This is a genomic window from Amycolatopsis sp. NPDC088138 (assembly GCF_044741685.1).
In the GTDB taxonomy this organism is placed as follows: domain Bacteria; phylum Actinomycetota; class Actinomycetes; order Mycobacteriales; family Pseudonocardiaceae; genus Amycolatopsis.
In genome coordinates this window covers 345,446-370,026 of the sequence record NZ_JBIUTB010000008.1, presented here as the reverse complement: position 1 = coordinate 370,026, position 24,581 = coordinate 345,446, and the positions used below count along the sequence as shown (strand labels likewise).

Below are 24,581 nucleotides of genomic sequence, written 5' to 3'. Positions count from 1 at the left end.
GAGCTGACGATCACTGTGCCCGGCCGGGTCTTCCGGCCGGGCACAGTACGGTCTGCACGTGACAGCGCACCGGAAGCTGCCGAAGGGCCCGCACAGCCTCAGCCGTGACGAGGTCGCCGGCACGCAGCGCGCCCGGCTGGTCGACGCCGTGCTGGAGAACGTCGGCGCCCGGGGGTACCTCGGCACCACCGTCGGGCACATCACGGCGACCGCCGGTGTCTCGCGCACCTCGTTCTACCAGCAGTTCACCGACAAGCAGGACGCCTTCCTCGCGGCGTACCGCGTGCTCAGCAACGACTTCATCGACCAGGGTGTCGCGGTGGCCGCCGCGGCCCCGGACCCGCTCGCGGCGGTCGCGGCGTGCGGGGACTTCCTCGTCGACTACGTGCACCGCCGCCCGACGGCCGTCCGGGCCGTCCTGCTCGAGATCTTCGCGCTCGGCGACGCCGGGCTCCAGGCCCGCGAAGAGGTTCTGCGGGCGGGCGAGGCCGTGTTCGACCGGACCGTCCTTTGGTTGCGCAGCACCGAACCCGCGCTGCCGGCGCCACCGCCGTTCACCGCGCGCGCCGTGGTCGCCGCCACGATCGAGCTGATCACCCAGGCCATCTGGCAGGCCACCGAAGACGCCTACGACCAGGCCAGGGAAGCCGTCCGCCACGTCTGGCTGCTCGGGCTGTTCGGCCACCAGAGCCTCACCCGGTGAGACACGCTTCGGCGCACTTGCGGAAGGCCGCCACCAGCCGGTTGCGGTCGCCCGCGCGGGTCGCCACGGCCACGTGCCCCGGCTCGACGTCCGCCAAGGGGACGATGGTCAGGTCCGGGCGCAGGCCGGTGCCGCCGACGGCGGGACCGGCCGGGATGATCGCCACCGCCTGACCGCTCGCCACCAGCTCGATCTTGTCCTCGATGGCGGTGATGAGCGGCCCGTCCGGCGCCGGGCGGCCGTCCGGGCGGGGGTCGACGCGCCAGAACGCGTCCCACTCGGTGTCGGACGCGCGGGGCAGCGGCTCGTCGGCGATGTCGTCCAGCGTCACCGATTCCTTGCCCGCCAGGCGGTGGTCGCTCGGGATCAGGAGGACACGCGGCTCGTCGTAGAGGACGGTCACGTGCAGCCCGGTGCTGGGCAACGGCAGCCGGACCACGGCCGCGTCGACGCGGTGGTCGAGCAACGCCGCCCGCGCGTCGTCCCAGTGCAGGTGCAGCGCCCGCACGTCGGCGTCGGGGTGGCGGTGGCGCAGGGCGCGGACCGCCGGGGTGACGATCAGGTTGCCGGTGTAGCCGACGGTGATCCGGCTCGGCCGCGCGATCGACCGGGTGTGGGCCACCGCCGAAGCGGCCGAACGCAGGACGTCGGCAGCGAGCGGCAGGAAGGCTTCGCCGGCCTCGGTGAGGCAGGTGCCCTGCGGGGTGCGGTCGAGCAGCCGCGCGCCGACCTGCTGTTCCAGCCGGGTGATCTGCCGGCTCAGCGACGACTGCGTCAGGTGCAGCTCGGCGGCCGCGCGGCCGAAGTGCCGGTGCCCGGCGACGACGGTGAAGCTGCGCACCAGCCGGAGATCGAGGTCGTCCACCGGGCCAGTCTAGCGCCGTGAACTGCGGTGATGCACAGATCGCAACACGCGGCGCGAAACAGTCATTGGACGGTGGCGGTCCGGCGGCGCCACCGTGGAGGCATGGACCACATCACGACGGCTCGCGCGGCGCTCGGCCCGCTCGGCGTCTACCTGCCGATCTCGTTCACCCGTTCCGACTCGGCCGACGACCAGCGAGAAGGCGCGCGACGGCTGGAGCGCGCCGGGTACCGGGCCGCCTGGACCAACGAGGTCGTCGGCGGCAAGGACGCCCTGGTGCAGCTCGGCGTGCTGCTCGCCGCGACCGAGCGGCTCACGTTCGGCACGGGCATCGCGAACATCTGGGCCCGCGAACCGCAGACGCTGCACGCGGGCGCGGCCCAGCTGGCCGACGCGTACCCGGGGCGGCTCGTGCTGGGGATCGGCGTCGGCCACGCGCCGCAGGCCGCCGGGGTCGGCCGCGAGTACGGCAGTCCGGTCAAGACGCTGCGCGACTATCTGGAGCGGATGACGGCGGAGACCTGGCCGCCGGCGCCGTCCGCGACCTACCCGCGGATCCTCGGCGCGAACGGCCCGAAGATGCTGGCGCTGGCCGGCGAAGCCGCCGACGGCGCCTACCCGGCGAACCTGCCCCCGGCGTACACGACCGAAGCGCGCAAGACACTAGGCGCGGACAAGCTGCTGGTGGTCGGCCTGACGGTCGTCACGGAAGCCGACCCCGCGGCGGCGCGCGTCGCAGCGAGGGAAAAGGTGTCCGCCAGCCTGGGCCTGCCGTGGTACGGGAAAGCCATGGAGCGCCTGGGTTTCGACGTGTCCGACCAGGACACGCTGGCGGACGCGGTCGTCGCCCACGGCGGCCCGGACGCGATCGCGGCGAAGGCCCAGGAACACCTGGCTGCGGGCGCAGACCACGTCCTGCTGATGCCCCCGACGACCGACGACTTCCTCGCCGACGTCGCGGAGCTGGAACGACTCGCGCCCGCGTTCGGCACCCTCGGATGAAGGCACCGGACGCGGGCGCGGTGAATCAGTCAGCTCAGACCAGGTCGTACCGGTCGGCGTTCATGACCTTGTGCCACGCGGCCACGAAGTCCCGGACGAACTTGTCCTTGGCGTCGTCGCTCGCGTAGACCTCGGCCAGCGCGCGCAGCTCCGAGTTGGAGCCGAACACCAGGTCGGCGCGGGAGCCGGTCCACTTGACCTCGCCGGTCGCGCGGTCGCGGCCCTCGAAGGTCTCCTGGTCCTCCGACGTCGACTTCCACTCGGTCTCCATGTCGAGGAGGTTCGCGAAGAAGTCGTTCGTCAGGGCACCCGGCGTCGAGGTCAGGACACCCAGCGAGGACTGGCCGTGGTTGGCGCCCAGCACCCGCAGGCCGCCGATGAGGACGGTCAGCTCCGGCGCGCTCAGGTCGAGCAGGTTCGCGCGGTCGATCAGCAGGAACTCCGACGGCAGGCGGTGGCCCTTGCCGCGGTAGTTGCGGAACCCGTCGATCGTCGGCTCGAGCGGCGCGAAGGACTCCGCGTCGGTCTGCTCCTGCGTCGCGTCGGTGCGGCCCGGGGTGAACGGCACCGTGATCTCGACACCCGCGTCCTTGGCGGCCTTCTCGACGGCGGCCGCGCCACCGAGCACGATCAGGTCGGCCAGCGAGATCTTCTTGCCACCGGCGGAGAAGGACTCCTGGACGCCGGCCAGCGTGCGCAGCACCTGCGCGAGCTGGTCGGGCTCGTTGACCTCCCAGCCGCGCTGCGGCTCGAGGCGGATGCGGGCGCCGTTCGCGCCGCCGCGCTTGTCGCTGGCGCGGAACGTCGAGGCCGACGCCCACGCGGTCGAGACGAGCTGGGCGACGGTCAGGCCCGAGTCGAGCAGCTTGGCCTTGAGGTCGGCCACGTCGGCGTCGGAGACCAGCTCGTGGTCGACGGCGGGGACGCGGTCCTGCCAGATCAGGGCTTCCTGCGGCACCAGCGGGCCGAGGTAGCGCTGGATCGGGCCCATGTCGCGGTGGGTGAGCTTGTACCAGGCGCGGGCGAAGGCGTCCGCGAACTGGTCCGGGTTCTCGTGGAAGCGCTTGGAGATCTGCTCGTAGACCGGGTCGACGCGCAGCGCCAGGTCGGTCGTCAGCATGGTCGGCTTGCGCGCCGGGTCACCGGCCTCCGGGCCGGGGATGGTGTCCTCGGCGTCCTTGGCCACCCACTGGTGGGCGCCGGCCGGGCTCTTCGACAGCTCCCACTCGTAGCCGAACAGGTTGTCGAAGAACTGGTTGCTCCACTGCGTCGGCGTGGAGGTCCAGGTGACCTCGAGACCGCTGGTGATGGCGTCGCGGCCCTTGCCGGAACCGAAGGTGTTGTTCCAGCCGAGGCCCTGCTCCTCGAGGCCGGCGCCCTCGGGCTCCGGGCCGACGTGCTCGTCGGGGTCGGCCGCGCCGTGGGTCTTGCCGAAGGTGTGGCCACCGGCGATGAGGGCGACGGTCTCCTCGTCGTTCATCGCCATCCGGCCGAACGTCTCGCGGATGTCGCGGGCCGAGGCCAGCGGGTCCGGGTTGCCGTTCGGGCCCTCGGGGTTGACGTAGATGAGGCCCATCTGGACCGCGGCGAGCGGGTTCTCGAGGTCGCGGTCACCGGTGTAGCGCTCGTCGCCCAGCCAGGTGCGCTCCGGGCCCCAGTACACGTCCTCGTCCGGCTCCCACACGTCGGCGCGGCCGCCGGCGAAGCCGAAGGTCTTGAAGCCCATGGTCTCCAGGGCGCGGTTGCCCGTGAAGATCATCAGGTCGGCCCACGAGATCTTCTGGCCGTACTTCTTCTTGACCGGCCACAGCAGGCGGCGGGCCTTGTCCAGGTTCCCGTTGTCCGGCCAGCTGTTCAGCGGCGCGAAGCGCTGCATGCCGGCGCCCGCTCCCCCGCGGCCGTCGTCGATGCGGTAGGTGCCGGCGCTGTGCCACGCCATGCGGATCATGAACGGCCCGTAGTGCCCGAAGTCGGCGGGCCACCACTCCTTCGACGTGGTCAGCACCGCGTCGACGTCCGCGGCGAGCGCGTCGAGGTCGACGGTCTTGAACGCGGCGGCGTAGTCGAAGTCCTCGCCCAGGGGGTTGGCCACGGCGGGGTGCTTGCGCAGGATCTTCAGGTTGAGCTGGTTCGGCCACCAGTCGCGGTTTCCCGCGCCCTCGGTCGGGTGGTTGCGACGCCCGGCCGAGACCGGGCAGCCGCCCGCGGTCTCCTCGTTCATCTCGCCAACAACGGCGTCAGGGCTGTCAGACACAGGAATCCTTCCGGGAATCAAACGGTGTTCAGGAACTCGAGCAGGCGGGGCACAGGCCCCGGTAGACGACCTCGGCCTCGTCGATGACGAAACCGTGGGCCTCGGACGCGGTCAGGCAGGGCGCACTGCCGACGGCGCAGTCGACGTCGGCGATGGCCCCGCAGGACCGGCAGACGACGTGGTGGTGGTTGTCGCCGACACGGGCTTCGTAGCGCGCCACGGAGCCCGGCGGCTGGATGCGCCGGAGCAGCCCGGCGCCGGTGAGTGCCCGCAGGACGTCGTAGACGGCCTGGTGGGACACTTCCCCGAGATCGTCCCGCACGACCCCGATGATCGAGTCGGTGTCGGCGTGCGGGTGGACGTGTACCGCGGTCAGCACCGCCAGCCGTGGACGCGTGACGCGCAGGGAGGCCCCGCGCAGCATCCGCTCGAACTCCGAAGTGGTGGGCACGGCGGCGAGTCTGCCCGATAATCTGGAATGAATCAAGATTGAGTTCGCGGAAGCCACCCGTCCGGGTCTTGACCGCTACAGCTCGGCCCGGTGGTCGTCACCCCGGCCGTGCAGCGCGCACGGCTGCCCGGGCTCGCGCGGGCACAGCACCCACATCTCCGCCGCGGTCACTTCGTAGAGCCGGTACGACGACGGCTCGATCACGTCGTCGAGGCCGATCGGCGACGCACCCCGGGCGTCGTTCCGGGGGTAACTCCCGAGTGCCCGGTCGAGGTCGTCGCCGGCCAGCGCCCGGGCCTCGCCGGACGCGTAGACGGCGCGGCCGTGGTACGGCGCCACCGTCGAGTCGAAGACGACCAGGCTCACCGCCGGGCGCTCGGCGAGGTTGCGGGAGTGGCGCGCCTCGACGTCGGAGACCCAGAGGAACGTGCGGTCGCCGGAGGGGGCGAAGTAGACCGGCGCCAGCCACGGACGGCCGTCCGGGTCGACCGTGCCCAGCGTCAGGTAGAGGTTCGCGTCGATGAGTGCCCGCGCGTGGGCCCGGAGGTCGTCGGTCATCGGGCCATCCTGCCGCACCACCCCGATCCGGTGAGACGGAGATCACCAGTGCCCGCGTTTACCCCGGATCGGGCCGGGTAACCGGTTACCGTTCGAGTTGGTTTTACCGCTCTCCCAGGAGTTGCCTGATGACCAGCGTGCTGTCCGGTGCCCGCCGCGTACCCCCGCTGCAGCGCCGTCCGGACGGGGGCGACCCCCTCGCCGACCTGGCGCGGTATTCGGCCGCGGCCGACCTCGCCCGGCGTTCGACGCCGCCGCTGCTGCACCGCGCGATCCTCGCCGGCGCCGACCCGGTGAGCGTGGCCGCGGCCGCGAAGCTCGGTGTCGGCCAGGCCCACATCCGCTGGCACGAGTGGGCGGTCACGACGGTCCCCCTCGACGAGTACCTCCGGGTGCACACCGCCTTCGCCGACGCCCTCCAGGAGATCTGATGCCCCCGACGACCGACGCCCCGCCCGCTCCCCCGGCCCGGGCGACGCTGGCCGAGCTGGCGGCCCTGGGCGAAGCCGCGACGGGGCTGCTGGCGGAGATCACCGAGCACCTGGCGCAGCTGGACCCGCCCGCGAAGGGCTGAGGGCTCGGTTCGCACGCCCAACCGGCCGTCCACAGTGGACGGCGCTCAGGTGAGCCGGGTCCGGGGTGGCGGGGGTTTGCTCGCCGCCGAGAAGCCCAGGTGTTCCGACACCTGCGCGGCCGCCTCCGCGGTGCTGCGACCCGCGGCCTCCAGCTGATCCGCCAGGCGGGCGGCGGGGGCCGAGATGTTGACCGCCGCCACCACGCGGCCGCGGAAGTCGCGAACCGGGGCCGAGACGCCGACCAGGCCCTCCTCGAACTCCTCGTGGACGCGCGCGAAGCCGTCGCGGCGGCACTCCTGGATCTTCGCCCACAGCTGCGGCAGCGTGCGGACCTCGGAACGCGGGTCGTCGGCGTCGAAGTCGGGGAAGCGGACGTACAGCTCGTCCGGGCTCGCGTCGAGCAGCAGGACCCGCCCCGCCGACGTGCAGTACGCGGGGACGCCGCGGCCCTCCCAGTCGTGCGCGCGGAACGAGTGCCCGGACACCGAGAGCAGCGTCAGCACCTCCTGCTCCCGCAGGACGCACAGGTGGCTGGTCTCCTCCAGCTCCGCCGACAGCGTGTGCATCACCGGCTCGGCGGCGCGCACCAGCCGATCCTCCACCGTGCGCGCGACCAGGGAGAACAGCCGCCAGCCCAGCCGGTAGCCGAGGGTGTCCGGGTCGCGCTCGACGATGCCCTCCTCGGCGAGGGCCTTGAGCGCCCGCGAGACCTGGCTCTTCTCCCGGCCGGTCAGCTGCGCCAGCCGGACGACACCGAGCCCGCCGGCCCGCTGGGCCTCGGGCGAGGCCAGCGCCTCCAGCAGGTCCAGGTCACGGCGCAGGCCGTGGCCCGGGGGCCGGGCCGCGTCGTCCGGGAGCGTCATCTCCGGACGCTAACAGTTGGTCTCAGCGCAACGCGCGTTGCGATGTGCCGCCGGTGCTTGCCGCGGCTCGCGGCGGCTCTTAACGTCGAGATCGATGAAGATCACCGACATCGTCCTGGACCGGCTGCGGCTCGACCTCGACCCGCCGCTGCGCGCGGCGTGGGACCCGCGGCCGCGGCGCCACTTCGACGCGACGATCGTGCGCGTCCACACCGACGAGGGTGTCACCGGCATCGGGTCCGGCGACACGATGGCCGGGTTCGACGCCGTCAAGGACCTGTTCCTCGGCGAAGACCCGCTCGACATCGTGCGGCACGTGAAGGCCATCGAGACGGCCAACTTCCACGGCGGCCGGTTCTGGCCGCTGGAGGCCGCGCTCTGGGACGTCATCGGCCAGGTCGCCGGCCTGCCCGTCGCGACCCTGTTCGGCAACACGGCCCAGGCGGTCCCGGCGTACGCGTCCTCGGCCGAGCTGAAGCCGCCCGCCGAACGCGCCGAGACCGCGCTGCGGGCGCGGGAAGCCGGGTTCCGGGCGATGAAGATCCGCATCGACCGGGACCACGTCGCCGACGGGATCGCGGCCGTCACCGCGGTGCGCGACGCGCTCGGGCCGGACTTCGCGATCATGGTCGACCTCAACCAGTCCTGGCGGATGGCCGGGGACACGGCCCCGGCGTCCGATCTCGCCAAGACCCGCGGGATCGTGCGGCGGCTGGCCGAGCTGGACGTCTTCTGGGTCGAGGAACCGCTCCCCTACGAGGACGTCGACGGCTTCCGGACGCTGCGCGCGGAGAACCCGGGTGTCCGGATCGCGGCCGGCGAGATGCACCACTCGGTGCCGGAGCTGCTGCGGTACCTGGAGCACGACGTCCTCGACGTCTACCAGATGGACGTCGTGCTCGCGGTCGGCATGCACCGGGCACGCACGCTGGCGGAGGTGGCGCAGCTGAAGCACCGGGCCTTCACCCCGCACAGCTGGACCAACGGCATCGGCGTGCTGGCCAACCTGCACGTGGCCGCCGGGGTCGGCGGCGGGCCGTTCTTCGAGTTCCCGTGGGACCCACCCGGTTGGACGCCGCAGCGGCGTGACTTCATGCTGGCGGAGCCGCTGATGATCACCCCCGAAGGCACCCTTGAGGTCCCGGCGCGACCGGGGCTCGGCATCGAACTGGACGAGGAGGCGGTGGCCCGGTGGCGGATCTGACGCACCAGGACTGGCAGGCACTGGCGGGCAAGCTCACCTTCGAGGCGCGGCCGTTCGTCGGCGGCCGGGCGATCGAGTCCACTTCGGACACGACGTTCGCCAGCACGTCCCCGCGCGACGGCCGGGAGCTGACGCGGATTCCCTCCGGCAGTGCCGAAGACGTCGACCGCGCGGTGCGTGCGGCACGTGAGTCCTTCGAGGACGGCCGGTGGCGCGACCTCGCACCGCGGGAGCGCAAACGCATTCTCCTGCGGTGGGCCGAGTCCATCATGGACAACGCGAACGAGCTGGCGCTGCTCGACTCCCTCGAGATGGGCAAGCCGGTCGGCGAGGCGCGGCGGGTCGACGTCACCAAGGCCGCCGAGACGATCGCCTGGTACGCCGAGACGATCGACAAGACCTACGACGAGGTCGCGCCCACGCCCGGCGACGCGCTGGCGTGGATCACCCGGGAGCCGCTCGGCGTGATCGGCGTCGTCGTCCCGTGGAACTACGCGCTGCTCATCACGTCCTGGAAGCTGGGCCCGGCGCTGGCCACCGGCAACTCCGTCGTCGTCAAGCCCGCCGAGCAGACGACGCTGGCCACGCTGCTGCTGGCCCGGCTGGCGAGCGAGGCCGGGCTGCCCGGCGGCGTGCTCAACGTCGTCCCGGGCCGCGGCGAGGTCGTCGGCCAGGCCCTGGGGCGGCACCCGGACGTCGACAAGATCGCGTTCACCGGCTCGGCGGAGGTCGCGCGGCTGTTCCAGGTCTACGCCGGGGAGTCCAACGGCAAGCAGGTCGCCGTCGAGGCGGGCGGCAAGTCGCCGCAGCTGGTGCTGCCCGGCGCCGATCTCGCGGCAGCGGCTTCGGCGGTCGCGTGGGGCATCTTCTACAACGCCGGGCAGACCTGCAACGCGGGTTCGCGCCTGGTCGTGCCCGCTTCGCTGAAGGACGAGCTGCTCGCCGAGGTCGTCTCGATCACCGACGCGACGTTCCGGATCGGTGACCCGCTGGACCCGGCGACCGTGCTCGGCCCGCTCGTCGACGACGTCCAGCTGGACCGCGTCCTGGGCTACCTCGACGGTGCGCGGGCCGACGGCGCGACGATCGCCCACGGCGGCGGCCGGGTCCTCACCGAGACCGGCGGCACGTACCTCGAACCGACCATTGTGGATGGTGTGCGGCCCGGGATGGCCATCGCCCGCGAGGAAGTGTTCGGGCCGGTCCTGTCGGTGCTCACCTACGACGGTGACGTCGGCGAGGGCGTCCGGCTGGCCAACGACAGCGACTTCGGGCTGGTCGCGTCGGTCTGGACGCGGGACGTCACCACCGCCCACCGCGTCGCCCGGCGGCTGCGCGCCGGGACGGTGTGGATCAACACCTTCGACGCCAGCGACGTCGTCACCCCGTTCGGCGGCTTCAAGGCGACCGGCGCCGGCCGCGACAAGTCGTTGCACGCCTTGGACGCCTACACCGCCCTCAAGACCACCTGGCTCGCGCTCCCGGAGGACTAGCCGTGCGACTCAGCATCGAACCGACCGCCCGGACCGAGTTCGGCCCCGGTGTGGTCACCGATCTCCCCGCCTACGTCGACACCCTGACCCGCACCCGCGCGTTCGTGGTCACCGACCGCGGCCTGCGGGCCACCGGGATCGTCGGGCGCGTCGAGAAGATCCTGGCTTCGGCCGGGCTCGAGCACGCCGTCCACGAGGACGTCGGCCCGAACCCGTCGACGGCCGAACTCGACCGCGGCGCCGCGCGGCTGCGCGAGTTCGGCGACGCCGCCGTGATCGCCCTCGGCGGCGGCTCGGCGCTGGACGCGGCCAAGGGCATCTCGCTGCTGGCCGGCAACCCCGGCGCGGCCGCCGCCGACGCGGACCGGCTGTGGGAAGCCCAGGCCGGGCTGCCCCTGATCGCCGTGCCGACGACGTCGGGCACCGGCGCCGAGACCAACGGCTTCGGCGTCACCGAAGACCCGTGCGCGCGCCGGAAGGTCTACATCGGCCACCCGTCGGTGAAGCCGCGGATCGCGGTGCTGGACCCCGAGCTCACCATCAGCCTGCCACCGGCGGTGACCGCGGCCACCGGCCTGGACGCGCTCGTGCACGGCATCGAATCGCTCGCCTCGCGCGGGTCGAGCCCGGTGTCGGCGGCCTACGCGGCCCAGGCGGTCACGCTGATCGGCCGCTGGCTGCCGGTCGCCCACCGCGACGGCGGCGACCTGGAGGCGCGGTCGCAGCTGATGCTCGGGGCCCACCTGGCGGGGCACGCGCTGACGCTGTCCGGTCTCGGGCTGGTCCACGGCCTCGGGCACGCGCTGACGGCGCACACGGGCACTCCCCACGGCGTCGCGCTGGCGGCGGTGCTCGAGGAGGTGCTGGCCTTCAGCGCCCCGTCGGCCCCGGCCGCGTTCGAGGCGGTGGGCCGCGCGCTCCACGTGACGCCGGAGCCGGATTGGGCGGAAGCGTCGATCGCGGCGGTCCGGGAGGTCTCGGGCGCGCTCGGGATCAAGCGCCCGCTGCGTGAGCTGGGTGTCACGGCGGACCTGGTCCCGGCCATCGCGGCGGGCGCGCTGGCCGACGCGGTGACGAAGAACGCCCCGCGGCAGCCGTCCGAAGGGGAGACGGTGGACCTGCTGCGCTCGGTGTTCTAGGCTGAAAGAAAGGGCAGCCTAACCTAACCGGGGAGTCGAGATGGCGCGGCAGAACCTCACGGCCACCCGGGTCAAGCCGGAGACCGCCGAGCTGCTCACCCTCCGGGTGCTCCGCAGCGAACGGCTCTCGCCGCACTTCGCGCGGGTGACGATCGGGCAGGACGACATCGGCTCCTTCACGCCGATGGGGTTCGACCAGTGGTTCCGGCTGTTCATCCCGGTGGCCGAAGGGTCCCTCGAACGGCTGCCGAACAAGCTCAACGCGCTGGCGTACGCGAAGTACCTGACCATCGCCAAGACGAGCCGGCCGGTGCTGCGCAACTACTCGGTCCGCGCCTATCGCTCCGACGGCCCCGACGGGCCGGAACTCGACGTCGACTTCGTCCTCCACGGCTCCGCCGAGGACGGCACCGCGGGTCCCGCCGCGACCTGGGCGCAGCACTGCGCGCGGGGTGACGCCGTCGCGATCCTCGACGAAGGCATCGGCTTCAACCCCGCACCCGGCCGCGAGCACTTGCTCCTCGTCGCGGACGAAACCGGCCTGCCGGCGATCGCGGGCGTGCTGGCCTCCCTCCCCCGCGACGCCACGGGGCACGCCCTGATCGAGCTGCCCGACGCCGAAGACCGGCAGGTTCTCGACGCCCCGCCCGCCGTCGAGGTCACCTGGCTGCCCCGCAGCCGCGGGGCCGTCGCCGGCCGGGCCGCGCTGGCGGCCGCCCAGGACCTGCCCGTGCCGCCGGCCGCGGCGCACGGCTGGGTCGTCGGGGAATCGGCCATGGCGGCAGCCCTGCGCCGGCACTGGGTGCGAGCCGGGATCCCCAAGAACGACATCATGTTCTGCGGTTACTGGAAAGCACGGCACTGAGTCACCGGCGTTCCTGGACGACCCACGTGTTGCCGTCCGGGTCGGCGAAGTCCAGGAAGCTGGCGTAGTCCCGCCGCCGCGGATCCGGCCCCGGCGCGAAGTCCCCTTGCCAGTCCGCTTGCCGGTCCACGGTCTTCTTGTGCCGGATCGCGCCGACGGGGACACCGCGGCCGGCCAGCTCACGGTGCGCGGCTTCGATGTCGGCCACCACCAGGTAGCCCGCGCGGGCCGAACCGGGGGCCGCGTCGGTGAGGCCGGTCCCGAACTGGATCGAGCACGCCGACCCGGGCGGGGTCAGCTGCACGACGCGGAACTCCTCGTTCGGCCGGTAGTCGACGTCCAGGGTGAAACCGGCCTGCTCGGTGTAGAAGCGGGCCGCCCGGTCGACGTCGGCGACGGGCAGGGTGAGGACTTCGATGCGGTAGTCCATCAGGCACCGCCCTTGGCCAGGCGGCGAAGCACGCGCGCAGGCAGCGTGGGTTTCCGTGTGCGCCGCCGCGGCACGTGCACAGCCGGGCTCAACAGGGACATGAGTACTCCTCCTTGCGGTTCGAGGTCTGTGGTCTCGGAGACAGCCGTGCGGCAGGATGCCGGGCATGCCAGCAAAGGTGCCCGCCCTGCCCGAGGACTCCTTCCGGCGCGTGCTCTGCGTCGTCGCGCACCCCGACGACATGGAGTACGGCCTGTCCGCGGCCGTCGCCCGCTGGACGGCCCGGGGCATCGCGGTCGGCTACCTGCTGCTCACGCGGGGCGAGGCGGGGATGCCCGACCCGCCCGAGGAGACGGCCCGGCTGCGCCTGGCCGAGCAGCAGGCGGCGTGCGAGATCGTGGGGGTCGAGGACCTGACCGTGCTCGAGCACCCCGACGGTGTGCTCGTCTACGGCCTGGACCTGCGCCGCGACATCTGCCGGGAGATCCGCCGCTTCAAGCCCGACCTGGTGCTCAGCTACGGGCCCGAGGTCGAGACGCCGATGGGCTTCAACCACGCCGACCACCGGGTGGTGGCCCTCGCGACCCTCGACGCCCTGCGGGACGCGGCCAACCGGTGGGTCTTCCCGGAGCAGATCGGCGAACTCGAGCCGCACGACGTGCGCCTGCTCGCCTTCCCCGGGCTCCCCGGCTACCCGAACGTCACCCACGGGGTGGACGTCACCGGCGAGCCGCTGCGCCGCGGTGTCGCCTCCCTCGAGGCCCATGCCGCGTACCTGGCCGCGCTCCCCGGCCACCCCGCGCCCGCCGAGTTCATCCCCGAGTTCACCGCCCTGAGCGGCAAGGCCATGGGTGTCGACCACGCGGTGCTCTTCCGCGTCGTCGATCTCCAGGCGGCGCCGGAGTTCGCCGGGCCGGACATGGACTACTGAGCGCGGACTCAGACAAGAGGCTCACCTCCGTCGACACCGAGTGTCACGCCCGTCAGGAAACCGGCGGTGAGCGCGAAGACGACCGCGTCGGCGATGTCTTCGGTCCGGCCGATCCGGCGTGCCGGGTTGGTGGCGGTGCGCGCCGCGAACAGCTCGGCCTTCTTCTCCGTGCCGAGGCCGTCGTAGGCGCCGGTGTCGATCGTGCCCGGCGAGACCGCGGTGACGCGGATCGGCGCCAGCTCGACCGCGAGGCCGCGGGTCACCACGTCGACCGCCGCGTTGGTCGCGCCCACGGCGAGCATGCCCGGGGCCGGTTTGCGGGCGGACGAGCCCGAGAAGAAGACGAACGAGCCGTCCTCGGGCATCCGTGGTGCGAGGTACTTGGCCAGCAGGATCGGGCCGAGGACCTTGACCTCGAACGACTTCAGCACGGTGTCGTGGCCGAGGTCGCCGAGCGCGCCGCGGGCCCGGGCCGACGCCGTCGACACCACGTGGTCGACCCGGCCCAGCCGTTCGGCCAGCGCGGCGACGCCGGCTTCGTCGGTGAGGTCGACCTGCTCGGCCGTGACGCCCGGGTCGTCGTAGGCCGCGGCGAGGGCCTCCGGGTCACGGCCGGCGACGACGACCGCGGCGCCGGCCTCGCGCAGGGCCAGGGTGACGGCGCGGGCGATCCCGCTGCCGCGGCCGACGACGAGCACGCGGCGGTCTTTCAAGGTGGTGGACATGGTCACTCCGTTCCGGTGAGGACGCCCGCGGCACGCGACCGCAGCTCGTCGGGATCGAGGCCCCGGTCGATGCCGTGCGGGGTCACGGCCTGGCCCGGTTCGAGGGCCAGCTTCCGGTCGTCGAGCCACACGTCGACGACGTCCGGTTCGAACGAGACGAACCCGGACACCCGGGCCACCTCGGGCCAGGCCTCGGGGTAGGACCAGGCGGCGCGCCCGCGCGAGCCGATGTCGAAGTAGCCGGCCAATCCCTTGTAGGGACAGAAGGTCTGGCCCTCGACCGGTGTCAGTGCCGTCTGGTCGATGTCTTCGCGTGGCACGTACCAGCGCGGGGCGAAGCCGGACTCGTAGAGCACCACGGGGCGCCGGGTCTCGGCGACGACGCGGTCGCCGTCGCGCACCACGAGGTGCCGGGACGTCTGCCGGATGTCGACGCGGTGGTACGGGTCGGCCGCGTGCCCGAGGATCCGCTCGTCCTCTTCGTAGAAGGCGTCCATCGCCCGCCAGGCGAAGGCGACGCGGTCACGCAGGACACCGGCGTGGTCCGGCAGGCCGGTGTACGCCCAGGCCGCCCGCGGTGCCTCCTGCTCCCCCGCCCGCACGGTGAACCAGGCGGCCGGGCCGAGGTCGCGGTGGGTCGTCGTGCGCGGCTCGGCGTCGAGCACCCCTTCGGCCACGTCGGCGCGCGGGAAGTACGCCACCGGGTAGCGGTTCGGCTCGTGCAGGAGCACGACGTCCTCGCTGTCGGCGACCCACTGCCCGCCGAAGCGCACGCGCATCCGGCGGCGGAGCGGCTCGGCGAACAGCAGCCGCTCCGGCAGCGGCTGCGGCACCAGGAAGTGCCCGACCGAACGCTCCGAGAGCGGTCCTTGCTGCCATGCCAGTCCCATGACCTGCCCCTTTCCGGCTAACCGTTCTGAATTGCCTTACTGGTTAGACACAGAACCACGGCAGGGTGTAACCTGTCAAGCACGAGTTGGGAGGTTAGACCGATGAGCTACGAGAAGCTGCTGCTCGACCTGCTGAACAGCACCCCCGTGCGCAACGGCGCACCCGAGGACGACCTGGCCGACGCGGCATCGGGCCGCGGCTGGCTCGCCGCCCACGACCAGCCGGACTCCGAAGAGGAGTGGCACGCGGTGCGCGAGGCGCGTGCCGTGCTGCAGCGGATCGTGCGCGGCCAGGACGCCCCGGTGGCGGCCGCGCCGTTCGTCGAAGGCCTGAGCTACAAGGCGCACTTCGCGGACGACGAGATCCAATGGGAGCTCGATCCGGCGCCGGGCCACGCCGCCGCGTCCCGGGTCGTCCTCGCCTGGGCTGAGCTCACGAAGGCGGGCGGGAACCGGCTGCGCCCGTGCGCCAACCCGGACTGCCGGCTGTTCCTGATCGACCACAGCAAACCCAACAGCGCGCGCTGGTGCTCGATGGCGGTCTGTGGCAACCGCATGAAGGCACGCCGGCACTACCAGCGCTCCCGCGCCGAATCCACGGAGTGAAGCCGTGCCGAAACTGCTGTCCCTCAACGTCGGGAAACCGAAGGACGTGCCCTGGCAGGGCCGGACCGTCCACACCGGCATCTTCAAGTACCCCGTCGACGGCCCGGTGATGGCCCGCCGGCTCAACATCGACGGCGACGGGCAGGGCGACCTGGGCGGCCACGGCGGCGAGAACCGCGCGGTGCTCGTCTACCAGCGCCAGTCCTACGAGTTCTGGCGCGACGAGCTGGGCCGCGACGACCTCGAATACGGCCAGTTCGGCGAGAACTTCACCGTCGACGGCCTGGCCGACGACGAGGTGCACATCGGCGACCGCTACCGGATCGGGGAGGCCGAGTTCGAGGTCACCCAGCCGCGCGTCACGTGCTTCCGGGTGGGGATGCGCCTCGGCGAGCCGCGGATCCCCGCGCTGCTGGTCGCGCACCACCGGCCCGGCTTCTACCTGCGGGTGATCCGCGAAGGCCGGGTCCGGGCGGGTGACGAGATCGTCCGCACCCGGACGGGGCGTCACGAGATGAGCGTCGCCGCGATCGACGCGCTGCTCTACCTGCCCGGCCGGGACGCCGCCGACCTCCGCAAGGCCGTCGACATCCCGGCGCTCAGCCCCGGCTGGCAGGGGTCGTTCCGCGAGCTGCTCGACGAGCGGGCGCCGGAAACCCAGGCCTGGGCCGGGTTCCGCGAGCTGCGTGTCACCCGGCTCGTGCCGGAGAGCACGACCGTCACGTCGATCCACCTGGCCGCGCCCGACGGTTCGCACCTCCCCCGGCCCGAACCCGGCCAGTTCCTCACCCTGCGGGTCCCCGGGGCCGGCGACCCGGCGCCGGTGCGCAGCTACTCGCTGTCGGCGGGCGCGTCGGATGCGGAGTACCGGATCAGCGTGAAGCGCGACGGCGCCGTGAGCGGCTACCTCCACACCCACCTGGCTCCCGGCGCGCTGCTGCCGGTCGCCGCGCCGCGCGGCGACTTCGTCCTGGCCGACGACGACTCCCCGGTGCTGCTGATCTCCGCCGGCATCGGCGTCACGCCGGTACTGGCGATGCTGCACGCGCTGGCCGCGGCGGGCGCCAAGCGGGACGTCCGCTGGCTGCACACCACCCGCTCGGCCACCGAGCACGCGTTCGCCACCGAAGCCCACCAGCTGCTGGCGAGTCTCCCCCAAGCCCGCGAAGACGTCTTCTACACGGCGGAAACCCCGCCGCCCGGTACGCCCGGCGCGCGCCGGGGGCGTCTCGACCGGGCCGCTTTGTCTACTTTGGACCTGCCGGCCGACGCGACCGCATACGTTTGCGGCCCGGAGGCGTTCATGACCGCGACGCGGGACGCGCTCGTCGAACTCGGCCTGGCGCCGGGCCGTGTCCACAGTGAACTGTTCGGCGCGCTGCCGGCGATCAACCCCGGGATCGTCGGCGCCGTGCACCCGGCGCCCCACCCGCCGGCGACCCCGCCGGGCACCGGCCCCCGGGTCACGTTCGCCCGCAGCGGCCTGACGGTGCCGTGGAGCGAGCAGTACCCGAACGTCCTGGAGTTCGCCGAGGCGTGCGACGTGCCGACCCGCTGGTCGTGCCGCACCGGCGTCTGCCAGACGTGCGTGACGCCGGTCCTGTCCGGCACCGTCGAGTACGAGCCCGATCCGCTGGAGGATCCACCACCGGGCACGGCACTGGTGTGCTGCGCCCGGCCGGGGAGTGATCTGGTCCTGGACCTCTGAGCCCTGAGCGGCGTGCCCGCCGCGGCCGTGGCAGTCTCGGTGTCATGACGGCAGAACGGTTCGAAGTGACCCGCAAGGTCGAGGCACCGCCGGCGAAGGTGTTCGCCCTGCTGAGCGACCCGCGGGGGCACGTCGCCATCGACAGCTCGGGGATGCTGCAGTCGGCGGACGGCGAACCGGTCCGCGGGGTGGGTGACGAGTTCGTCGTCCACATGGACCGCGAAGCCCTCAACGACGTGCCGATGGGCAAGTACGACGTCACGGTGATCATCACCGGGTACGAGCAGGACGCACTGCTGGAATGGACCATCTCCGGCACGATCCAGCCGCCGATCCGGCACCTGTACGGCTACCGGCTGGCACCGGACGGCGACGGCACCCTGGTCACGTCGTACTACGACTGGAGCCGGATCGAGGACCGCTACCGGGACAAGATCGGCTTCCCGATCATCCCGGAAGCGGCCCTGCGCGCGACCCTCGGCATCCTGGCCCGCACGGTGGAGTGACACCATTCGCCCGTTCAGGCGACAACTTGTCCTTTGTGGACGAAACGGACGGGAAGCCGACCAATCCGCGGCCGTCGCGGCGCCGAAAGGGTGAGGTCCACGAAGGATCCACCCCCGGTTCCGGGTGCCGCCCGGCCGCCGGGTACGCCCGTGGTCGCGCAGCGCCGCGCGCGGGCGGGAAGGAGATCGCCCGTGTTTGGCAAGAATTTCGCCGCGTCGATGATCAACCGCAGCGCCGAAAACGACCAGGACCGCCGCCGCTTCCTCAAAGCAGCCGGCATGACCGGACTCGGCGTCGTCGGCGCCGGGGCGCTGGGTGGCCTCACCGCCGGAACCGCGTCCGCGTCCGCGGCCACCGCCCGACCCGCCGCAGCAGCCGCCGCGCCGAGCGGGGTCAGCGACGGCGCCGTCCTCAACTTCGCCCTCAACCTCGAATACCTCGAAGCCGAGTTCTACCTGCACGCCGTCAGCGGCCGAGGCCTCGACGACGCGATGACCACCGGCACCGGCAACCGCGGCGGCGTCACCGGCGGACGCGCCGTCCACTTCCAAACCAAAGCCGCCAAGCAATACGCCCAAGAAATCGCCGGCGACGAGAAAGCCCACGTCCAGTTCCTGCGCTCCGCACTCGGCTCCGCCGCCGTCAGCCGTCCCGCCATCGACCTGCGGGCGAGTTTCACCGCGGCCGCTCAGGCCGCCGGACTCGTCAAACCCGGGCAGACGTTCGACGCGTTCTCCTGCGAAGAGAACTTCCTGCTCGCCGCATTCCTCTTCGAAGACGTCGGCGTCACCGCCTACAAAGGCGCAGCCCCGCTGATCACCAACAAAACCTACCTCGAAGCCGCCGCGGGGATCCTCGCGGTGGAGGCCTACCACGCGGCGAACATCCGCAGCGCGCTTTACCAGCGCGGCGAAGGCAAGGCCACGCTCAAACTGTCGGCCGCCCGCGACAGCCTCGACGGCCCGACCGACGACGACCAAGGCGTCATCGACAGCCACGGCAACGCCAACATCGTCCCCACCGACGCCAACGGCATCGCCTACAGCCGCTCACCCGGCCAGGTCCTGAACATCGTCTACCTGACGAACAAGGCCGCCACCTCCGGCGGGTTTTTCCCCAAGGGCGTCAACGGCGAGGTCAACACCAGCGCCGCCAACTGACCGGCGCCGTCCGGCCGGGTCCCGGTGACCCGGCCGGACGGGCGGTCACCGGTCCCAGGACATGGGCACGGTTGCGCATGGGTGCATCCGAGGGGTCCACTCGGCCGAGCCATCCCTACCGCGGAAGGACCACCATGTCGGTCACCGACGACCTCCTGGCCAACAACGCCGAGTACGCCGCCCGGTTCTCCGGACCGCTGCCGCTGCCGCCCGCCAAGCACGTCGCCGTCCTGGCCTGCATGGACGCGCGCATCAACGTCTACGGCGTGCTCGGCCTCAACGAGGGCGAAGCGCACGTCATCCGCAACGCCGGCGGGGTCGTCACCGAGGACGAGATCCGGTCGCTCGCCATCAGCCAGCGGCTGCTCGGCACCGAGGAGATCATCCTCATCCACCACACCGACTGCGGCATGCTGACCTTCACCGACGACGACTTCAAGAAGTCGATCCAGGAGGACGTCGGCGTCAAGCCCGCCTGGGCCGCCGAAGCCTTCACCGACCTCGACACCGACGTGCGCCAGTCGATCGCGCGGATCAGGAACAGCCCGTTCATCCCCAAGAAGGACTCGGTGCGCGGGTTCGTCTTCGACGTCGCGACCGGGAAGCTGAACGAGGTCGCCTGACCGGCGCTCAAGCCTCTTTCGCGAACAGGATCCCCAGCTCCGCGCACGTCTCCAGCAGCCACGGCACGGAGGCCCGCATCCGGGCCTCCGTCCAGCGCTCCGCCGGACCGGACACCGCGACCGACATGCCGCCGTCACCGTCGAATGTGGACGGAACGGGCGCGGCGATGCCGTGCACGCCAGGGTGGTCCTCGCCGAACGACAGGACGTACCCGTCGGTGCGGGCCTTGGCCAGGGCCGCGCGCAGCTCTTCGGCGTCGTCGGCCTGGCCGGCCAGGCGGTCCGCGTCCCGGACGGGCAGGGCGGCGAGGATGGCCCGGCCGCTCGCACCGCGGCCGAGCCGGGTCGTCTCGCCGATCGTCGCCGCGCGGCGGAGGACCTCGGCGGTGCTTTCGGCGCCGAGCACCAGGACCGCCCGGCCGCCGCTGCGGACGTGCAGGGTCGCCGTCTCGCCCGTGGTGTCGGCGAGCGCGCGCAGGGCCGGGGCCGCCGCCTGGTGCAGCGCGGCCTGCGGGAGCACCGCCGCGGCGACGCCGACCAGGCGGCTGCCGGCGAAGTAGCCACCCGAGTCGATCCGGTCGACGTAGCGTTCTTCCTGCAGCACCCGCAGCAGGCGGTAGCAGGTGCTCTTCGACAGGCCGACCTGCGCGACGAGGTCCGGCAGGCCGACCGGCTCCCCGGCCGCCACGACGGCTTCGACGAGCCGCAGCGCGCGCCGGGCCGTCTCCGCGCCTTCCGTGTGGTTCGACACGTCGTCCTTGTCCCCACCTGGTTCCACCATGTGGATCCCGATCTTACTCGCCGGTGCGGCCGTTCAGGCGAAAGACGCGGGACCGAACCGGCCCCACGCGAGGAAAGCCGCGAGCGCGAGGTAGGTCAGGTTCAGGGCGACGAACTTGGCGGCGCCGTCGTGGCGGAGGTGGGTGACCATCGCGCCGATCATCAGCAGCACCCAGCAGGCCGCCGTCACCGGCACGAGAACCGGTGCGACGCCGACGAGGGCGGGCAGGACCAGCCCGATCGCGGCCAGCAGCTCGAGGATCCCGAGGGTCTTGACGAAGCCGGCACCGAAGTCGCCGGTCCACTGCCCGCCGGGGATCGCGGCGAGTTTCTCCTTGGGCACGAACGTCTTGCTGACGCCGCCGGTCAGCGCGACGACGGCGAGCAGCCCGGCGACGATCCACAGTGCGAGGTTCACGTTTCTCCTTGAGGTCTCGGTGATCGACCTCAAGATGCCGCTCGATCGCGGTTTGTGACAGCGGGTCAGAATCCCATCTGCTGACGCAGGGTGTTGAGCGTGTGCGAGTACTCGACGGTGGTCTCGACGTCGGAGGCGGCGACCCCCTGGATCAGCGCGTCGGCGACGACCATCGCCGTGGCGGCGTCGCCGGTGAGGCCGGTCGGCGAGTGCGGCGCGATCAGGACGACGTCGACCGCGTCCTTGAGCTGGTCGGCCAGCTCGGCGGTGACGAGGACGCAGCCGGCGCCGACCGTCCGCACCCGGTCGAGCAGCACGTCGACGTCGACCAGCAGCCGGCCCGGGTCGAACGCGATCACGACGTCGCCGCGCTCGATGCCGAGCAGGTCGTCGGGCAGGCCGAAGCCGGACGAGCGGATCGTGCGGGCCCGGCGGCCGAGGCGCCGCAGCTTGAACGTGAGGTGCTCGGCGACCACGAACGACGCGGCGAACCCGAACGGCACGATCTCGCGCGCGCTCAGCATCAGCTCGACCGCGCGCTGGTAGGCCTCGACGGAGAACCCGTCGCGCATCAGCTTGATCCGGTCGGCCCACTCGGTGGTGACCATCTCCCAGACGTTCGGCAGGTCGCCCTTCGTCGCCTCGACCCGGCTTCGCGCGCGCACCTCCGGCGGCGTCTGGTCGGTGAAGGGGCGTGCGATGGCGGTCTTCAGCTCGGCCAGGCCGGCATAACCGAGGGTCTGGAGCGTGCGGACGACGGTCGCGTTGCTCGTGCGCGTCTCGGCGCCGAGCTCGACGGCGGACCGGTAGAGCAGCTGCTCGGGCGTCATTTCCCCGAGGAGCCGGCACACCTCCTGTGCGGCGGGCGAGAGCCGCTCCCAGTGCTCCCGGATGCGGGCACGGAGATCCGTGATGCCCTGATTTCGCGTTAAGTCTGTTACAACCGGGGCCGCTGGCGTATGGTCTCGTTCCATCACGAACGCAATCGTACAACAAGATGGACGTCTGTAACGAGATTTACGCACCTGGTTCAGGGAGTGACCCCCATGCCCAGCCCCAGAGTCATCGAGGTATCGAGCGTTTCGCCGCTCGAGCGCGGCAAGCAGTACGGCGCCGAGGCCGCCGACCTCATCGTGGCCGCCCTCGCCTACTACCGCGAAGGCTTCGCCCGCCAAGCCGGCCTGAGCTGGGCCGACGCGCTCGCGCACTGCCGGCCGTGGCAGCGGCTCGTCGAGCAGGACTTCCCCGAGATCTTCGAAGAGATGGCGGGAATCGCCGAGGGCGCGGGCGTCGAGACGGCCGACGTCGTCGCCCTCAACTGCCGCGGCGAAATCATGTACGACAACTGGTTCGCCCGCGTCGACGACCCGGACGGCGCGCGCGGAGCGGTCGAGGGCTGTACTTCTTTCTCCCTCACCGACGGCGCCGCCGGCGACGGGCACGTCTACGCCGGGCAGAACTGGGACTGGCGCCACGCCATCCGCGACACGGTCGTCGTGCTGCGGGTCGTCCAGCCGCCCAAGCCGACGCTGATCATGCAGCTGGAAGCCGGCCAGATCGGCCGGCACGGCGCCAACTCCCTCGGCCTGGCGCTCAACGCCAACGGCCTCGGCGGCCGGATCGACGACTCGATCGGCATGCCGCAGACCGTCATCCGGCGGGCCGTGCTCGACGCCGGGAACGTCGCCGACGCGCTGAAGACGTTGACCTGGACGAAGGCGCACATCCCGAGCAACGCCCTGCTGACCCACCGCGACGGCTTCTCGATCGACGTCGAGACCACGCCGGGCGGGCACGGCTGGGCCTACCCCGACGACACCGGGCTCCTCGTGCACGGCAACCACTACGAGGCCTTCGACCCGCCCCGGCCGGCCGGGCACCACCGGCCGATGTCCCCGGACTCGCTCGTCCGCGTGCCACAAGCGCGCCGCGGGCTGCGGAAAGCCGCGCGGGCGGAGAAGTCCGCCGACGTCCGCGCCGCCATCCACACCGCGATGTCGGACCACCTGGGCCACCCCGACTCGCTCTGCACCCACCCCGACGAGCGGGCCCCGGAGATCGACCGCTGGTCGACCACCCTGTCCAGCTGCGTCGACCTCACCTCCGGCGACTACTACGTCGCGCCGGGTTCTCCCTGCGAGCACCCCTACGAGCTCGTTCCGTTCAACCTGTACCAGTGACGAGGAGCACCGCCATGCCCGCATCCTCCGCCAGACACCGTGTTTCCGCCGGTGTCGCCCTCTGCGCGATCGCCACGCTGACGGCGGCGTGCAGCGGCGCGCCCGGCCCGGCCGCCGCCGACGCCAAGGCGAACGTCAAGCTGGCCGACGCGACCCCCGCCGCGGCCGGCCCGCTCGAGAAGGCCACCTGGCTGATGTCCAAGGAGCCGACCAACCTCGATCTGTCCAATTCGGACGCCAACGACCAGTCGGACCTGATCATGGCCAACGTCTGCGAGCGGCTCAACCAGCTCGAGCCGGACATGAGCGTCGGGCCGGGGCTGGCGAGCAAGTACGAGTGGAAGACACCGACCCAGCTCGTGTTCACCCTCCGCGACAACGCCACGTTCCACGACGGCGCCCCGGTGACCATGGACGACGTGGTGTGGAGCATGAAACGCAACGCCACCGACGGCAACGCCGAGTCGGACGAGTTCCCCAACGTGGCCTCGTTCGCGCAGACCGGCCCGCACGAGCTGACCTTCACGATGAAGCAGCCCGACGCGGTGTTCGTCGAGGCGCTCGCCGGCGACGCGGGGCTCATCCAGGAACGCAAGGTCGTCGAGGCCCGCGGCAAGGAGTTCGGCACGCCGTCGAGCCCGGACGCGTGCTCGGGACCGTTGCAGCTCAAGGAGTGGAAGCCCGGGACCAGCGTCGTGCTGGCCAAGGCCGCGAACTACTGGAACGCGGCCAAGGCGTCGAAGGTCGGCGAGATCACCTTCAAGTGGGCCGCCGACGACGCGATCGTCAACTCGCTGGTCACCGGATCCGCGCAGGGGTCCTACATCGAGAACATCTCGTCGGCGGCGCGGCTGGTGAAGTCCCCCGACATCACGGTGAGCCAGGGCCCGGACACCCGGGTCTGGAGCTACATGGTCACCGAGCGCGGCGGGCTGGCCGACCCGAACGTCCGGAAAGCGCTGTCCCTGGCCCTCGATCGCGACGGCGTCAACCGGGCCGCGTTCGCCGGGCTCGGCCAGCCGTGGAAGGAACCGGTCGGCTCGGGTGCCTGGGGTTACGAGAAGTCGACGTTCCAGGCCGCCTACGACAAGCTCGGCGGCTCGCCGGACAAGCCGTCCGACGCCGACATCGCCGAGGCCAAGAAGCTCGCGACCGGGGCGGCCAAGCCGATCGTCGTCGCCAGCGACGGTTCCTCGATCCGCGACACGCTGGCCAACGCCCTGGTGTCCGCCGCGCAGAAGATCGGCCTGCAGGCGTCGATCACGCAGATCCCGACCGTCCAGTACGGCGACTTCTACGACAACCCCGATCTGCGCGCCAAGGCCGACGTCTACATGGACGACTACTTCGTGTCCAAGAGCGACCCGGTCGGCTTCTACAAGAACGGCGCCTCCACCTCCTCGGTGCAGTGGGTGCTGAAGGACCCGGCCTACGACAAGCTGGTGCTCGACGGGCGGGCAGCCCTCGACGACGCCGCGCGCGCGAAGATCGCGGTCGAGCTCGCGCAGCGCTGGGCGGACGCGAAACCGTGGATCAGCGCGATCCTCAGTCCCAGCACCGTCGCGATGTCCTCGAAGGTGACGGGGGTGCCGGCCTCCGGCGCGTTCCGCTACTACCCGTGGGCGGCCGATCTGGGCACGAAGGGCTGACG

The 24,581-nt window shown here is 72.0% G+C and carries 27 protein-coding genes; 16 read left to right on the top strand and 11 right to left on the bottom strand.

The genetic code is table 11. The features are described from left to right. Positions 1-58 precede the first annotated feature (58 nt). The gene (locus ACIOD2_RS42485; RefSeq protein WP_400551053.1) at positions 59-703 is read left to right on the top strand and encodes a TetR/AcrR family transcriptional regulator; all 645 of its coding nucleotides are present in this window, start codon (positions 59-61) and stop codon (positions 701-703) included. Here ACIOD2_RS42485 and ACIOD2_RS42480 read toward each other — a convergent pair. Beyond that, entirely contained in the window at positions 693-1,568 is an 876-nt protein-coding gene (locus tag ACIOD2_RS42480; RefSeq protein ID WP_400551052.1) for a LysR family transcriptional regulator, read from the bottom strand. The two genes, ACIOD2_RS42485 and ACIOD2_RS42480, sit on opposite strands and share 11 nt — an antisense overlap. Positions 1,569-1,670: 102 nt before the next feature. Here ACIOD2_RS42480 and ACIOD2_RS42475 point away from each other — a divergent pair, with 102 nt between their 5' ends. Continuing rightward, complete coding sequence (locus ACIOD2_RS42475; RefSeq protein ID WP_400551051.1) at positions 1,671-2,570, top strand: TIGR03620 family F420-dependent LLM class oxidoreductase; 900 nt, start codon at positions 1,671-1,673, stop codon at positions 2,568-2,570. Positions 2,571-2,604: 34 nt separating this feature from the next. On the opposite strand, the gene katG is transcribed toward ACIOD2_RS42475, so the two are convergent. From katG to ACIOD2_RS42460, 3 genes are all read right to left on the bottom strand, one after another. Next, positions 2,605-4,824 carry a catalase/peroxidase HPI gene (katG, locus tag ACIOD2_RS42470; RefSeq protein WP_400551050.1) on the bottom strand — a complete coding sequence of 740 codons (2,220 nt, stop codon included), beginning with the start codon at positions 4,822-4,824 and terminating at the stop codon, positions 2,605-2,607. A gap of 28 nt (positions 4,825-4,852) precedes the next feature. Beyond that, complete coding sequence (locus ACIOD2_RS42465; RefSeq protein ID WP_400551049.1) at positions 4,853-5,275, bottom strand: Fur family transcriptional regulator; 423 nt, start codon at positions 5,273-5,275, stop codon at positions 4,853-4,855. Between the two features lie 75 nt (positions 5,276-5,350). After that, entirely contained in the window at positions 5,351-5,833 is a 483-nt protein-coding gene (locus ACIOD2_RS42460; protein ID WP_400551048.1) for a pyridoxamine 5'-phosphate oxidase family protein, read from the bottom strand. Positions 5,834-5,961: 128 nt separating this feature from the next. Between ACIOD2_RS42460 and ACIOD2_RS42455 the strand changes: the two genes are divergently transcribed. Next, entirely contained in the window at positions 5,962-6,264 is a 303-nt protein-coding gene (locus ACIOD2_RS42455; RefSeq protein WP_400551047.1) for a hypothetical protein, read from the top strand. Further along, on the top strand, positions 6,264-6,407 hold the full coding sequence (locus tag ACIOD2_RS42450; protein WP_400551046.1) for a hypothetical protein: 144 nt from the start codon (positions 6,264-6,266) through the stop codon (positions 6,405-6,407). The genes ACIOD2_RS42455 and ACIOD2_RS42450 overlap by 1 nt, the downstream gene beginning before the upstream one ends. A 45-nt stretch (positions 6,408-6,452) precedes the next feature. On the opposite strand, the gene ACIOD2_RS42445 is transcribed toward ACIOD2_RS42450, so the two are convergent. Continuing rightward, a complete protein-coding gene (locus ACIOD2_RS42445; protein ID WP_400551045.1) occupies positions 6,453-7,271 on the bottom strand; it encodes an IclR family transcriptional regulator in 819 nt (272 codons plus the stop codon). A 94-nt stretch (positions 7,272-7,365) separates the two neighbouring features. Here ACIOD2_RS42445 and ACIOD2_RS42440 point away from each other — a divergent pair, with 94 nt between their 5' ends. Genes ACIOD2_RS42440 through ACIOD2_RS42425 form a run of 4 tightly spaced genes read left to right on the top strand, consistent with a single transcriptional unit; the run spans position 7,366 to position 11,972 of the window. Then, positions 7,366-8,475: a mandelate racemase/muconate lactonizing enzyme family protein gene (locus ACIOD2_RS42440; protein ID WP_400551044.1), complete on the top strand. Its 1,110-nt coding sequence runs from the start codon at positions 7,366-7,368 to the stop codon at positions 8,473-8,475. After that, positions 8,463-9,968, top strand: a complete 1,506-nt coding sequence (locus ACIOD2_RS42435) for an aldehyde dehydrogenase family protein (protein WP_400551043.1) — start codon at positions 8,463-8,465, stop codon at positions 9,966-9,968. Before ACIOD2_RS42440 ends, ACIOD2_RS42435 begins: the two co-directional genes overlap by 13 nt. A gap of 2 nt (positions 9,969-9,970) precedes the next feature. Further along, entirely contained in the window at positions 9,971-11,107 is a 1,137-nt protein-coding gene (locus tag ACIOD2_RS42430; RefSeq protein ID WP_400551042.1) for an iron-containing alcohol dehydrogenase family protein, read from the top strand. A 40-nt stretch (positions 11,108-11,147) separates the two neighbouring features. Then, entirely contained in the window at positions 11,148-11,972 is an 825-nt protein-coding gene (locus ACIOD2_RS42425; protein ID WP_400551041.1) for a siderophore-interacting protein, read from the top strand. 1 nt (position 11,973) lies between these two features. On the opposite strand, the gene ACIOD2_RS42420 is transcribed toward ACIOD2_RS42425, so the two are convergent. Continuing rightward, positions 11,974-12,402 carry a VOC family protein gene (locus tag ACIOD2_RS42420; RefSeq protein ID WP_400551040.1) on the bottom strand — a complete coding sequence of 143 codons (429 nt, stop codon included), beginning with the start codon at positions 12,400-12,402 and terminating at the stop codon, positions 11,974-11,976. A gap of 157 nt (positions 12,403-12,559) precedes the next feature. Between ACIOD2_RS42420 and ACIOD2_RS42415 the strand changes: the two genes are divergently transcribed. Further along, positions 12,560-13,333: a PIG-L deacetylase family protein gene (locus ACIOD2_RS42415; protein WP_400551039.1), complete on the top strand. Its 774-nt coding sequence runs from the start codon at positions 12,560-12,562 to the stop codon at positions 13,331-13,333. A gap of 8 nt (positions 13,334-13,341) precedes the next feature. On the opposite strand, the gene ACIOD2_RS42410 is transcribed toward ACIOD2_RS42415, so the two are convergent. Both ACIOD2_RS42410 and ACIOD2_RS42405 read right to left on the bottom strand, forming a co-directional pair. Beyond that, on the bottom strand, positions 13,342-14,058 hold the full coding sequence (locus tag ACIOD2_RS42410) for an SDR family oxidoreductase (protein WP_400551038.1): 717 nt from the start codon (positions 14,056-14,058) through the stop codon (positions 13,342-13,344). Positions 14,059-14,060: 2 nt separating this feature from the next. Then, a complete protein-coding gene (locus ACIOD2_RS42405) occupies positions 14,061-14,948 on the bottom strand; it encodes a DUF427 domain-containing protein (RefSeq protein ID WP_400551037.1) in 888 nt (295 codons plus the stop codon). Positions 14,949-15,050: 102 nt separating this feature from the next. Here ACIOD2_RS42405 and ACIOD2_RS42400 point away from each other — a divergent pair, with 102 nt between their 5' ends. The 5 genes from ACIOD2_RS42400 to ACIOD2_RS42380 all read left to right on the top strand — a co-directional run bounded on the left by ACIOD2_RS42400 (position 15,051) and on the right by ACIOD2_RS42380 (position 19,552). After that, on the top strand, positions 15,051-15,554 hold the full coding sequence (locus tag ACIOD2_RS42400) for a CGNR zinc finger domain-containing protein (protein ID WP_400551036.1): 504 nt from the start codon (positions 15,051-15,053) through the stop codon (positions 15,552-15,554). A 4-nt stretch (positions 15,555-15,558) separates the two neighbouring features. Continuing rightward, positions 15,559-17,262 carry an MOSC domain-containing protein gene (locus ACIOD2_RS42395; RefSeq protein ID WP_400551035.1) on the top strand — a complete coding sequence of 568 codons (1,704 nt, stop codon included), beginning with the start codon at positions 15,559-15,561 and terminating at the stop codon, positions 17,260-17,262. Positions 17,263-17,306: 44 nt separating this feature from the next. Then, positions 17,307-17,768 (top strand): SRPBCC family protein, encoded by a 462-nt coding sequence (locus ACIOD2_RS42390; RefSeq protein WP_400551034.1) that lies wholly within the window; start codon positions 17,307-17,309, stop codon positions 17,766-17,768. A 192-nt stretch (positions 17,769-17,960) separates the two neighbouring features. Then, entirely contained in the window at positions 17,961-18,929 is a 969-nt protein-coding gene (locus ACIOD2_RS42385) for a ferritin-like domain-containing protein (RefSeq protein ID WP_400551616.1), read from the top strand. A 134-nt stretch (positions 18,930-19,063) separates the two neighbouring features. Further along, positions 19,064-19,552 carry a beta-class carbonic anhydrase gene (locus tag ACIOD2_RS42380; protein WP_400551033.1) on the top strand — a complete coding sequence of 163 codons (489 nt, stop codon included), beginning with the start codon at positions 19,064-19,066 and terminating at the stop codon, positions 19,550-19,552. Between the two features lie 7 nt (positions 19,553-19,559). On the opposite strand, the gene ACIOD2_RS42375 is transcribed toward ACIOD2_RS42380, so the two are convergent. The 3 genes from ACIOD2_RS42375 to ACIOD2_RS42365 form a co-directional block, all read right to left on the bottom strand. Then, positions 19,560-20,333 carry an IclR family transcriptional regulator gene (locus ACIOD2_RS42375; RefSeq protein ID WP_400551032.1) on the bottom strand — a complete coding sequence of 258 codons (774 nt, stop codon included), beginning with the start codon at positions 20,331-20,333 and terminating at the stop codon, positions 19,560-19,562. A gap of 33 nt (positions 20,334-20,366) precedes the next feature. After that, entirely contained in the window at positions 20,367-20,750 is a 384-nt protein-coding gene (locus ACIOD2_RS42370; protein ID WP_400551031.1) for a DoxX family protein, read from the bottom strand. Positions 20,751-20,815: 65 nt separating this feature from the next. Beyond that, on the bottom strand, positions 20,816-21,580 hold the full coding sequence (locus ACIOD2_RS42365) for a MurR/RpiR family transcriptional regulator (protein WP_400551030.1): 765 nt from the start codon (positions 21,578-21,580) through the stop codon (positions 20,816-20,818). A 216-nt stretch (positions 21,581-21,796) separates the two neighbouring features. Between ACIOD2_RS42365 and ACIOD2_RS42360 the strand changes: the two genes are divergently transcribed. Together ACIOD2_RS42360 and ACIOD2_RS42355 are read left to right on the top strand one after the other, a co-directional pair. Continuing rightward, entirely contained in the window at positions 21,797-22,930 is a 1,134-nt protein-coding gene (locus ACIOD2_RS42360) for a C45 family autoproteolytic acyltransferase/hydolase (RefSeq protein WP_400551029.1), read from the top strand. A 14-nt stretch (positions 22,931-22,944) separates the two neighbouring features. Then, positions 22,945-24,579 carry an ABC transporter substrate-binding protein gene (locus ACIOD2_RS42355; RefSeq protein ID WP_400551028.1) on the top strand — a complete coding sequence of 545 codons (1,635 nt, stop codon included), beginning with the start codon at positions 22,945-22,947 and terminating at the stop codon, positions 24,577-24,579. The last annotated feature ends 2 nt before the right edge of the window (positions 24,580-24,581 follow it).

What these genes read in the sequence shown, in the direction of transcription:
- ACIOD2_RS42400 (WP_400551036.1), top strand. Translation starts at nt 15,051, where the DNA reads ATGAGCTACGAGAAGCTGCTGCTCGACCTGCTGAACAGCACCCCCGTG.
- ACIOD2_RS42405 (WP_400551037.1), bottom strand. Translation starts at nt 14,948, where the DNA reads ATGGGACTGGCATGGCAGCAAGGACCGCTCTCGGAGCGTTCGGTCGGG.
- ACIOD2_RS42355 (WP_400551028.1), top strand. Translation starts at nt 22,945, where the DNA reads ATGCCCGCATCCTCCGCCAGACACCGTGTTTCCGCCGGTGTCGCCCTC.
- ACIOD2_RS42450 (WP_400551046.1), top strand. Translation starts at nt 6,264, where the DNA reads ATGCCCCCGACGACCGACGCCCCGCCCGCTCCCCCGGCCCGGGCGACG.
- ACIOD2_RS42375 (WP_400551032.1), bottom strand. Translation starts at nt 20,333, where the DNA reads ATGGTGGAACCAGGTGGGGACAAGGACGACGTGTCGAACCACACGGAA.
- ACIOD2_RS42475 (WP_400551051.1), top strand. Translation starts at nt 1,671, where the DNA reads ATGGACCACATCACGACGGCTCGCGCGGCGCTCGGCCCGCTCGGCGTC.
- ACIOD2_RS42390 (WP_400551034.1), top strand. Translation starts at nt 17,307, where the DNA reads ATGACGGCAGAACGGTTCGAAGTGACCCGCAAGGTCGAGGCACCGCCG.
- ACIOD2_RS42460 (WP_400551048.1), bottom strand. Translation starts at nt 5,833, where the DNA reads ATGACCGACGACCTCCGGGCCCACGCGCGGGCACTCATCGACGCGAAC.
- ACIOD2_RS42365 (WP_400551030.1), bottom strand. Translation starts at nt 21,580, where the DNA reads ATGACGCCCGAGCAGCTGCTCTACCGGTCCGCCGTCGAGCTCGGCGCC.
- ACIOD2_RS42455 (WP_400551047.1), top strand. Translation starts at nt 5,962, where the DNA reads ATGACCAGCGTGCTGTCCGGTGCCCGCCGCGTACCCCCGCTGCAGCGC.
- ACIOD2_RS42360 (WP_400551029.1), top strand. Translation starts at nt 21,797, where the DNA reads ATGCCCAGCCCCAGAGTCATCGAGGTATCGAGCGTTTCGCCGCTCGAG.
- ACIOD2_RS42380 (WP_400551033.1), top strand. Translation starts at nt 19,064, where the DNA reads ATGTCGGTCACCGACGACCTCCTGGCCAACAACGCCGAGTACGCCGCC.
- ACIOD2_RS42420 (WP_400551040.1), bottom strand. Translation starts at nt 12,402, where the DNA reads ATGGACTACCGCATCGAAGTCCTCACCCTGCCCGTCGCCGACGTCGAC.
- ACIOD2_RS42410 (WP_400551038.1), bottom strand. Translation starts at nt 14,058, where the DNA reads ATGTCCACCACCTTGAAAGACCGCCGCGTGCTCGTCGTCGGCCGCGGC.
- ACIOD2_RS42445 (WP_400551045.1), bottom strand. Translation starts at nt 7,271, where the DNA reads ATGACGCTCCCGGACGACGCGGCCCGGCCCCCGGGCCACGGCCTGCGC.
- ACIOD2_RS42425 (WP_400551041.1), top strand. Translation starts at nt 11,148, where the DNA reads ATGGCGCGGCAGAACCTCACGGCCACCCGGGTCAAGCCGGAGACCGCC.
- ACIOD2_RS42440 (WP_400551044.1), top strand. Translation starts at nt 7,366, where the DNA reads ATGAAGATCACCGACATCGTCCTGGACCGGCTGCGGCTCGACCTCGAC.
- ACIOD2_RS42415 (WP_400551039.1), top strand. Translation starts at nt 12,560, where the DNA reads ATGCCGGGCATGCCAGCAAAGGTGCCCGCCCTGCCCGAGGACTCCTTC.